Genomic DNA, 9,218 nt, shown 5'->3' on the forward strand with positions numbered 1-9,218 from the left:
GCATGGGGGTGGTGTACGCCGCCTATGACCCGGACCTGGACCGCAAGGTGGCGCTGAAGCTCCTGCGGGTGAAGGGCGGCCACGAGGACCTGGAGCAGGGGCGGGCGCGGCTGTTGCGCGAGGCGCAGGCCATGGCGCGCATCTCCCACCCCAACGTCATCCCCGTCTTCGAGGTGGGGCAGTGGGAGCAGCAGATCTACGTGGCGATGGCGCTGGTGGACGGCGGCACGCTGCGCGACTGGACGAAGGCGAAGCCCCGCACGTGGCAGGAGCTGCTGGACAAGTACCTGGCGGCGGGCCGGGGCCTGGAGGCGGCGCACGTGGCGGGGCTGGTGCACCGCGACTTCAAGCCGGCCAACGTGCTGGTGGGCAAGGACGGGCGCGTCTACGTCACGGACTTCGGGCTGGCGCGGCCCATGGGCGAGGTGGAGGACGACGAGGACGCCGGCGAGCGCACGCGGCCGGTGGGCGATGACTCGCCGCTGAACTCGCAGCTCACGCAGGCGGGGCTGGTGATGGGCACGCCCGCCTATATGTCGCCGGAGCAGTTCCGGGGCGAGCTCCTGGACTCGAGGTCGGACCAGTTCAGCTTCTGCGCGGCGCTGTACCGCGCGCTGTACGGCATCCGCCCGTTCGACCCGGACGAGCTGTCGCGGGTGGCCTCCCAGCTGCGGGCCCGGGGAGGGGCGGATGACGAGCCGGGCGTGACGGAGGCCGCGGCGGTGCAGGTGCTGCCGCCGTCGCCCATCCTGGAGCCGCCGCGCGACTCGAAGGTGCCGGCCTGGGTGCGCCGCGCGCTGATGAAGGGGCTGTCGCTGGAGCCGCGCGACCGCTTCCGCTCCATGGCGGAGCTGCTGACGGTGCTGGGGCAGCGGGAGCGGCGGGCCCTGCTGCAGCGCCGCGCGGGCGCCGCGGTGGCGGCCACGGTGGTGCTGGGCGTGGCGGGCGGGGTGGCGTGGTCGCGCTCGCGGGTGTGCGAGGGCGCGGCGGACCTGGTGGCGGAGCGCTGGAGCCCGGACGCGCGGGAGAAGGTGACGCAGGCGTTCCTCGCGACGAAGAGCCCGGTGGCGCAGGACATGGCGCGCCGGGTGGGCGAGGTGCTGGACGGCTACGGCGCGGAGTGGGCGAAGCAGCACACGGTGGCGTGCGAGGACACGCGCGTGCGCGAGGTGCAGACGGAGGCGCTCTTGTCGCAGCGCTTCGTGTGCCTGGAGCGGCGGCGCAAGGACCTGGGCGCGCTGGTGGCCACGCTCCAGACGGCGGACGTGGCGCTGGTGGACAAGTCGCTGGACGCGGCCTACGCGCTGCCCGCGCCGGGCGACTGCGCGGACGTGGAGGCGCTGACGGAGCTGCAGCCCCGGCCTGCGGACCCCGCCAAGCGCGCGGAGCTGGAGGCGCTGGAGGGACAGCTGGCGGAGGTGAAGGCGCGCGTGGACCTAAGCCGGATGCCCAAGGCGCTGGAGCTGGCGAAGGGGGCGGAGGCGCGCGTGCTGGCCACGGGCTACCTGCCGTTGATGGCGGAGCTGCGCTTCCACCTGGGCTGGGCGCAGGCGGCGCTGGGCGACAAGGCCGCGGGCGGCGCGGTGCTGGAGCAGGCCGTCTACGACGCGGAGGCTGGCCGGGCGGACCGGCTGGCGGTGTCGGTGATGAACAAGCTGCTCTACGTGGACGGCGAGCAGGAGCAGTTCGCGCTCGCGCAGCGCTGGGGCCGGCTGGGCGAGGCGACGCTGAAGCGCGTGGGCGGCGACGCGGTGCTGGAGAGCGACCTCAAGGTGAACGAGGCCAACCTCGCGCTGATGCAGGAGCGCCCGGACGAAGCGCTGAAGCTGCTGGAAGAGGCATCGGGGCTGCTGGCGAAGGCGTTGCCGGAGGGCCATCCCAAGCGGGCACGGGTGGCGTTCACGCTGGGGCGCACGCTGCTGGAGACGGGCAAGAGCGCGCAGGCGGTGACGGTGCTGAAGGACGCGCTCCTCCAGACGGAGAAGGCGGTGGGGCCCGTGCACCTGGACACGGCGCGCCGGCATCAGGCGCTGTCCATGGCGCTGCGCGAGCAGAAGGACTTCACCGGCGCGCTGGAGCACGCGAGGGTGTCGGTGTCGCTGCACCGCACGTTGCTGGGGAACCAGAGCGTGAAGCTGGCGGAGGCGCTGGATGAGGAGGGCATGAGCCTGCTCGCGCTCAAGCGCTACCCGGACGCGCTGCGGGACTACGAAGAGGCGCTGAAGGTGAAGCAGGAGAAGCTGGGGCCGGACGACGAGCTGGTCTACTACTCGCTGGACGGCGTGGGGCAGGCGCTGCTGGGCCTGGGCCGCACGCGCGACGCGATTGCTCCGCTGAAGCAGGCGCTGTCATTCAAGGACGCGCAGGAGGACTCGCTGGGCGAGTCCGGCTTCGCGCTGGCGCAGGCGCTCTGGAAGGAAGGCGAGGAGGCGGAGGCGCGCGCCGCGGCGTCGCAGGCGATGGCGCGCTTCACGTCCGCGGGGCGCACGGTGCAGTCGAAGGAGGTGGAGGCCTGGCTCTCCGCCCGGCCCGCTCCGGCGGTGAAGGCCGTGCAGGTGTCCGGCGTGCGCGGCGGCAAGCGCAAGCGGTAGGCCTCCGGATGGAGGTCAGTCCGGAGGGAATCCCCCACCTGGCGCCCCCGTCGGCGGCGCACCGCACGAACCTGTCCGGCAGTCGGACAGGTTAGGGCCGCGTCGGGCGAGAGGTGTCCGGTACGAAGGGCCGTCTCTGCCCGGCCCTCGCCGGTGGCCCCGGCATTCGCGGTGCGCGGCGGCAGGCGCGGGCGACTGCGCTTCAGTCCGCCGGAGGCTTCAGCACTCCGGCAGGCCGACGCTGAGGTTCGCGACCTCCAGGACGTTGACCGCGAGGCCGCCGCGCGCGGTCTCCTTGTACTTGTCCTTCATGTCGCGGCCGGTGTCGCGCATCGTCTTGATGACCTTGTCCAGGCTCACGAAGTGCCGCCCGTCGCCGGACAGCGCCATGCGCACGGCGTTGATGGCCTTCACGGACGCCATCGCGTTGCGCTCGATGCAGGGCACCTGCACCAGTCCGCCAATCGGGTCGCAGGTGAGCCCCAGGTTGTGCTCCATGGCGATCTCCGCCGCGTTCTCCACCTGCAACGGCGTGCCGCCCAGCACTTCCGCGAGCGCCCCCGCCGCCATCGAGCACGCGCTGCCCACCTCGCCCTGGCAGCCCACCTCCGCGCCGCTGATGGACGCGTTCTCCTTGTAGAGCGCGCCAATGGCCCCCGCGGTGAGGAGGAAGCGCACCACTCCGTCCGCGTTCGCTCCCGGCACGAAGCGCCAGTAGTAGTGCAGCACCGCTGGGATGATGCCCGCCGCGCCGTTGGTGGGCGCGGTGACGACGCGCCCGCCCGCCGCGTTCTCCTCGTTCACCGCGAGCGCGTACAGGTTCACCCAGTCCAGCACCGTCAGCGGATTGGTGAGCCCCGCCTCCGGTCGGCTGAGGAGCCGCTGGTACATCGCCGCCGCGCGCCGCTCCACCTTCAGGCCGCCGGGCAGGATGCCGCCCGTGGTGCACCCGCGCGTCACGCACGTCTGCATCACCCCCCAGATGCGCAAGAGCCCCGAGCGGATCTCCTCCTCGCTCCGCGTCGCCAGCTCGTTGCGCAGCATCACCGAGCTGATGGGCAGCCGCTCCCGCTCACAGTGCTCCAGCAGCTCCGCCGCGGACTTGAAGGGCAGGGGCACGGATGCATCTTGCGCGCGCAGCGGATCCGCGCCCGCCGTCGCCTGCTCGTCCACCACGAAGCCGCCGCCCACCGAATAGTAGATGCGGCAGGCGAGCGACTCCCCGCCTTCGCCGAACGCGCTGAAGCGCATGCCGTTCGGGTGGTAGGGCAGCACCTTGCGCTTGTGCATCACCAGGTGCTCGCCGTCCCGGAAGGGGAGCACCAGCCGCTGGAGCAGCGACACGCGCCCCTCCGAGCGCCAGTGCGCGACGATGGACGGCACCAGCTCCACGTCCACGTCCTCGGGCGTGTCGCCGCGCAGGCCCAGCAGCACCGCCTTGTCGCTGCCGTGCCCCTTGCCCGTCGCGCCCAGCGAACCGAACAGCTCCACCTTGAGCCGCGTCACGCGCTCCAGGAGCCCCGCGTCCGACAGCCCCACCACGAACATGCGGGCCGCGCGCATGGGCCCCACCGTGTGCGAGCTGGAGGGGCCAATCCCAATCTTGAAGAGGTCGAAGACGCTGACAGACATGCTTGCCACCATGCCATGTCCAACCCGCGCCGCCTGTGACACCCCGCTCACGACGCGCTGCATGCATCCAGTTCAAGTCATGTAGGCCGCAAGGCGGGACATCGCGCGTGCGCTCGTCCCTCCGTGCGTGGGGGAAGTTGCCATCCCAAGCATGACGCGTCCGGGCTAACTGGCGGCGGGCTGCGGGCCCGTGGCGGGCTGGGGCGGCGAGGCGGGGGCCTTCGGCCGGAAGGCGAGCAGCCGCAGGCCGTTGAACACGACGAGCAGCGTGCTGCCCTCGTGGAGCACCACCGCCTGGCTGATGCGCGTGAGGCCCAGCACGGCGGCGACGACGAGCACCGCGCTCACGCCCAGCGCGATGACCAGGTTCTGCTTCATCACGGCGGTGGCGCGCCGGGACAGCTCCAGCGCGAAGGGCAGCTTGGCCAGGTCGTCGCTCATCAACACCACGTCCGCGGTCTCCAGCGCCGCGTCGCTGCCGGCGCCGCCCATGGCCACGCCCACCGCGGCGGCGGCCAGCGCGGGCGCGTCGTTGACGCCGTCGCCCACCATGGCCACCGGGTGCGTGCGGCCCAGGTCCTTCACCGCCGTCACCTTGTCCGCGGGCATCAGCGGCGCCTTCGCCTCGTCCAGGCCCACCTGCTGCGCGATGGAGCGGGCCACGAGCGCGTTGTCGCCGGACAGCATCACCGTGCGCTCGATGCCGCCCGCCTTGAGCGCCTGCACCACCTGCCGGGCGCCGCCGCGCAGCGTGTCCGCCACGCCCAGCACGCCCAGGTAGCGGCCCGCGCGGCGCACCACCATCGTCGTCTGGCCCGCCTCCTCCAGCCGCGTCACCTCGGCGGTGACTTCGGGAGGAAGGGCCTCGCCCGCGAAGAGGGCCGTGCTGCCCACCTCCACCGCGTCGTCACCCACCTTCGCGCGGATGCCCTGACCGTGGATGGCCTCCAGGTCGCGGCCCACGGGCACGGTGACGCGCGCCTCGGTGGCGCCGTCCACCACCGCCCTGGCCAGCGGGTGCGCGGACAGCGCCTCCACGCTCGCGGCGGTGCCCAGCAACTCCTCGCGCGTCACGCCCGGCGCGGCCCACGTCGTGAGCAGCCGGGGGCGGCCCACGGTGAGCGTGCCCGTCTTGTCGAAGGCAACCGCGCGGATGCCGCTCAGGAGCTCCAGGTAGATGCCGCCCTTGATGAGCACGCCGCCGCGCGCGGCCGACGCCACCGCGGAGAGCACGGCGGACGGCGTGGAGATGGCGAGCGCGCACGGCGACGCGGCCACGAGCAGCCCCACCGCGCGCAGCACCGCTTCCTTGAACGGCGTGCCCGTCAGCACCAGCACCACCGGGAACAGCACCGCCGCCGCCATGACGAGCGGCGCCACGGTGCGCTCCAGGCGCTGGGCGAAGCGCTGCCGCTTGCCCTTCTGCGCCTCCGCCTGCGCCACCATGTCCACCACGCGCGCCAGCACGGACTCCGACGACAGGCGCGTCACCTCCACCTCCAGCGCCGCCTCGCAGTTGATGGTGCCGGAGAACACCTCGTCGCCCGGCTTGCGCGCCACCGGCATGGACTCGCCGGTGATGGCCGCCTGGTCCAGGGAGCTCTTGCCCTCGCGGATGATGCCGTCCAGCGGCACCCGGTCGCCCGGACGCACGACGATGCGCTCGCCGCGCGCCACGTCCGCCACCGGCACCTCCACCACCTCCGCGCCCCGGCGCACGCGCGCCACCTCCGGGCGCAGCTGGCCCAGCGCTTCGATGGAGCGGCGCGCCTTGTCCATGGCCCGGTGCTCCAGCGCGTGGCCCGCGCTGAAGAGGAAGAGCAGGAACGCGCCCTCGAACCACGCGCCCAGCACCGCCGCGCCCACCGCCGCGACGACCATCATCGTCTCGATGTCGATGCGCAGCTGCGCGATGGACTGCACCGAGCCCCGGATGGCGAAGAAGCCGCCGCTGGCCATGGACAGCGCCCAGAGCACCGTGGCCACCAGCGGCGATGCCAGCGCGAAGTGCTCCACCACGAAGCCCGCCGCCAGCAGCACGCCGGAGGCGACCACCAGGGGCAGCTCCAGCAGCGGCGCCAGGCCTCCACCGTGCGCGTGGTGCGAACAGGCGTGGCCCGCCATGGGCACTTCCAGCCCGTACCCGAGCGCCTTCACCCGGGCCTCCACGTCCGGCAGCTTCAGCTCCTCCTTGTCGTATTCGATGACCAGCCGCTCGCTGGCGTACGCGACGCTGGCGGTGAGCACGCCCTTCATCCGGGACACCGCGTGCTCGATGACCTGGGCCGCGTCCGCGGAGTCCATTCCGCGCACGAACCAGGTGTGGTGCAGGTAGCGCGCGGCCACCTGCGCCCCCGTCTTCTGCGCGAGCGTCACCAGCTTCGAGACACTCACGAGCGACGGCTGGTAGTGGATGCACACCTCCGCGTGGCCCGCGTCGCGGCGCAGGTGCACGTCGGTGATGCCGTGCTGCGCTTCCAGGGCCGCCTCCAGCCGCTCGAAGCGGCCCTGGTCGTCCGTCTCTCCCGGCAGCGTGCCCTCCAGGTCCAGCTGGAGCGCGGCGCCGCCTCCTTCCGCCGGACGGTGGGCCGGCGGACGGATGACGCGCTGGGAGTGGGCATGTCCATGGTGATCATGCCCATGGTGGTCATGCCCATCGTGGCCATGGGAGCAGGAAGGGCCGTGCACGTGGGGCTCGCCGTGCGCGTGCCCGTGGTCGTGGTCGTGATGATCATGACCGTGGTGGTCATGGCCGTCGCCGTGGTCGTGGTCGCACCCCGGGCCGTGGACGTGGCGCTGCACGGCGTTGCCGGCGGGCTGCGCCTCCTTGAGGCCCTTGATGTTCAACGCACCGAACCGCGACCCGCTCTTCTTCTGCTCCGACATGGCTGTTCTTCCTGTCGCCCTAGTGGCGGTGTCCGCGGCGTGAGTGCGAGGGCTCGGCGGCCGGGGGCGGGGCTTCCGCCTTGTGGTCGTCGTCCTCGTCCTCGTGGTCCTCGTCCCCATGCTCCTCGGGGACGGGCTGGTCGAAGCGCTGGCCGGCGACCTCCAGCGTGAAGCGCTTGCACGCCGGGGGCACCTCGAACTCCAGCACCGCGGGCAGGCGGCCCTCGTAGACCTTCAGCACCTTGCCCTGCTCGTCGTAGATGGTGCCGCCCGCGGCGACGGTCATGGTCTCGTCCACCAGCACGGCGACCAGCTCCGCCATCTCCTCCATGCGGTCCGCGATGCGGTGGCACCACAGGTGGCCCACGCCCGGATAGGTGGTGTGGGAGATCTCCTCCATCTGCTCCTCGTCCACCTGCTCGCCCACGCCCATGAAGACGAAGTTGATGCGCGGCAGGCGGCCGGAGGCGATCTCCTTGGCCACCTGGGTGGCGTAGGCCGTCACGTCATGGGCGTCGTTGATCTGCGAGTCCGTGATGATGACCGCCAGGCCCCGCTTGGCGCCTTCGCCCACCTGCTGCTTGATGTGCGCCACGAAGTCGCGCAGCACCGGCAGCATCACCGTGGCCTTGCCGTAGGAGCGCGGCCCGGGGAAGCGGTAGCCCTTGGCCTCGGGGCCGGTGAGGTCGCCCACCACCTCCAGCTGGGTGCCGTCGCCCGCGGCCCAGTAGGTGACGCGCACCTTGCCGTCCCGGTCCTTGTTGGCCAGGTACTCCAGCATCCACTGCATCTGCGGCTCGACCTGGTTCTTCACCGGGGCGAGCTTCGCCAGGATGCCGCGCGGCCCGTACGCGTTCTCCATGCTCGCGGAGCCGTCCATGTAGAGGGCCACGTCCAGGCCCTCCACGGTGGGGTCGTGCAAGAGCGTCGCGACGACCTTGTTGCCCATCCGGTGGACGTCGGAGAAGGGGCGGTTGATGACTTCGTGGCCGGCCATCAGTGGTGGTCCTCGTCTTCGTCCTCGTCGTGGTGCTCTTCGTCGGGGAGCGGCTGGGTGTAGCGCTGGCCGTTGACCTCCAGCGTGAAGCTCTTCGCCTCTTCCGGCACGTCGAACTCCAGCACCGCGGGCAGGCGGCCCTCGTACGTCTTCAGCACCTTGCCCTTGTCGTCGTAGATGGTGCCGCCGGCGGCGACGGTCATGTTCTCGTCCACCAGCACGGCGACCAGCTCCGCGACCTGGGTGATCTCCTTCGCGATGCGGTGGCACCACAGGTGCCCCACGCCCGGGAACTCCGCATGGGCGATGTGCTCCAGCTGCTCCTCGTCGATGTCGTCGCCCACGCCCACCAGCACGAAGTTGATGCGCGGCAGGCGCCCGGCGGCGATCTTCTTCGCCACCTCCTCGGAGAACTTCTCCACCGCTTCCGCGTCGTGGAGGCGGCCGTCGGTGACGACGATGGCGCAGCCGCGCTTGGCGCCCACCTTCACCTGCTCCTCCAAGTACTTCACGTAGTCGCGCAGCGCGGGCTCCAGGTACGTGAAGCCGCCCAGCTGCTTCGCGCCGGGGAACTTGTACTGCTTCACGTCGGTGCCCTTGAGCTCGCCCACGACCTCCACCTGCCGGCCGTTGGTGCCACAGGCCCAGTAGGCCACGCGAAGCAGGCCGTTGCGGTCCTTGGTGGCCAGGTACTCCAGCATCCACCGCACCTGCGGCTCCACCTGGTTGGAGGCCTCCTTCATGGGCGCCCCGCGCAGCCACTCCAGGAACGAGCGCTGCTCGGTCTTGTAGGCGTACTCCTCCCGCATGCTGCCGGACGCGTCCATGTAGATGGCCATGTCCAGACCTTCCACCGTGGGGTCGTGCAGCAGCACCGCGCGCACGCGGTCCCCTTCGCGGTGCAGGTCCGAAAACGGCTCGATCGGCTTCTCGTGTCCCATGGTCTGCCTTTCTGGAGGGTGAAAACGCTATCGCCCGGAGTGCGAGCACCGCAAACAGAGCGGGGTCAGTCCTCGAAGTCGCTCATCCAGTCCGGCTTCTTGCCGGGCGGGGCGGGCGCCTTCTCCCTGTCTCTTATACACCTCTGACGCTGCCGACGATAAGGCTCGATG

General features: G+C 71.7%; 5 protein-coding genes. 1 reads left to right on the forward strand and 4 read right to left on the reverse strand.

Annotated elements, in window-relative coordinates; genetic code table 11:
• Nucleotides 1–2,591, forward strand: a 2,591-nt coding sequence (locus tag D7W79_RS45920; protein WP_120529395.1) for a serine/threonine-protein kinase, incomplete at its 5' end; no start/stop codon positions are given.
• Between the two features lie 219 nt (nucleotides 2,592–2,810).
• On the opposite strand, the gene D7W79_RS33420 is transcribed toward D7W79_RS45920, so the two are convergent.
• The 4 genes from D7W79_RS33420 to D7W79_RS33435 all read right to left on the reverse strand — a co-directional run bounded on the left by D7W79_RS33420 (nucleotide 2,811) and on the right by D7W79_RS33435 (nucleotide 9,047).
• Nucleotides 2,811–4,223 (reverse strand): L-serine ammonia-lyase, encoded by a 1,413-nt coding sequence (locus D7W79_RS33420; RefSeq protein ID WP_120529399.1) that lies wholly within the window; start codon nucleotides 4,221–4,223, stop codon nucleotides 2,811–2,813.
• Nucleotides 4,224–4,388: 165 nt separating this feature from the next.
• On the reverse strand, nucleotides 4,389–7,109 hold the full coding sequence (locus D7W79_RS33425; protein WP_120529396.1) for a heavy metal translocating P-type ATPase: 2,721 nt from the start codon (nucleotides 7,107–7,109) through the stop codon (nucleotides 4,389–4,391).
• Between the two features lie 19 nt (nucleotides 7,110–7,128).
• Complete coding sequence (locus D7W79_RS33430) at nucleotides 7,129–8,106, reverse strand: vWA domain-containing protein (RefSeq protein WP_120529397.1); 978 nt, start codon at nucleotides 8,104–8,106, stop codon at nucleotides 7,129–7,131.
• Nucleotides 8,106–9,047, reverse strand: coding sequence for a vWA domain-containing protein (locus tag D7W79_RS33435; protein WP_120529398.1), 942 nt, complete (start codon nucleotides 9,045–9,047; stop codon nucleotides 8,106–8,108). Before D7W79_RS33435 ends, D7W79_RS33430 begins: the two co-directional genes overlap by 1 nt.
• Nucleotides 9,048–9,218 lie beyond the last annotated feature (171 nt).

Source organism: Corallococcus exercitus (genome assembly GCF_003611585.1).
GTDB lineage: Bacteria > Myxococcota > Myxococcia > Myxococcales > Myxococcaceae > Corallococcus > Corallococcus exercitus.

Excerpts from the sequence above, each read along its gene's own strand:
- D7W79_RS33420 (WP_120529399.1), bottom strand. The coding sequence starts at position 4,223 with ATGTCTGTCAGCGTCTTCGACCTCTTCAAGATTGGGATTGGCCCCTCC.
- D7W79_RS33425 (WP_120529396.1), bottom strand. The coding sequence starts at position 7,109 with ATGTCGGAGCAGAAGAAGAGCGGGTCGCGGTTCGGTGCGTTGAACATC.
- D7W79_RS33430 (WP_120529397.1), bottom strand. The coding sequence starts at position 8,106 with ATGGCCGGCCACGAAGTCATCAACCGCCCCTTCTCCGACGTCCACCGG.
- D7W79_RS33435 (WP_120529398.1), bottom strand. The coding sequence starts at position 9,047 with ATGGGACACGAGAAGCCGATCGAGCCGTTTTCGGACCTGCACCGCGAA.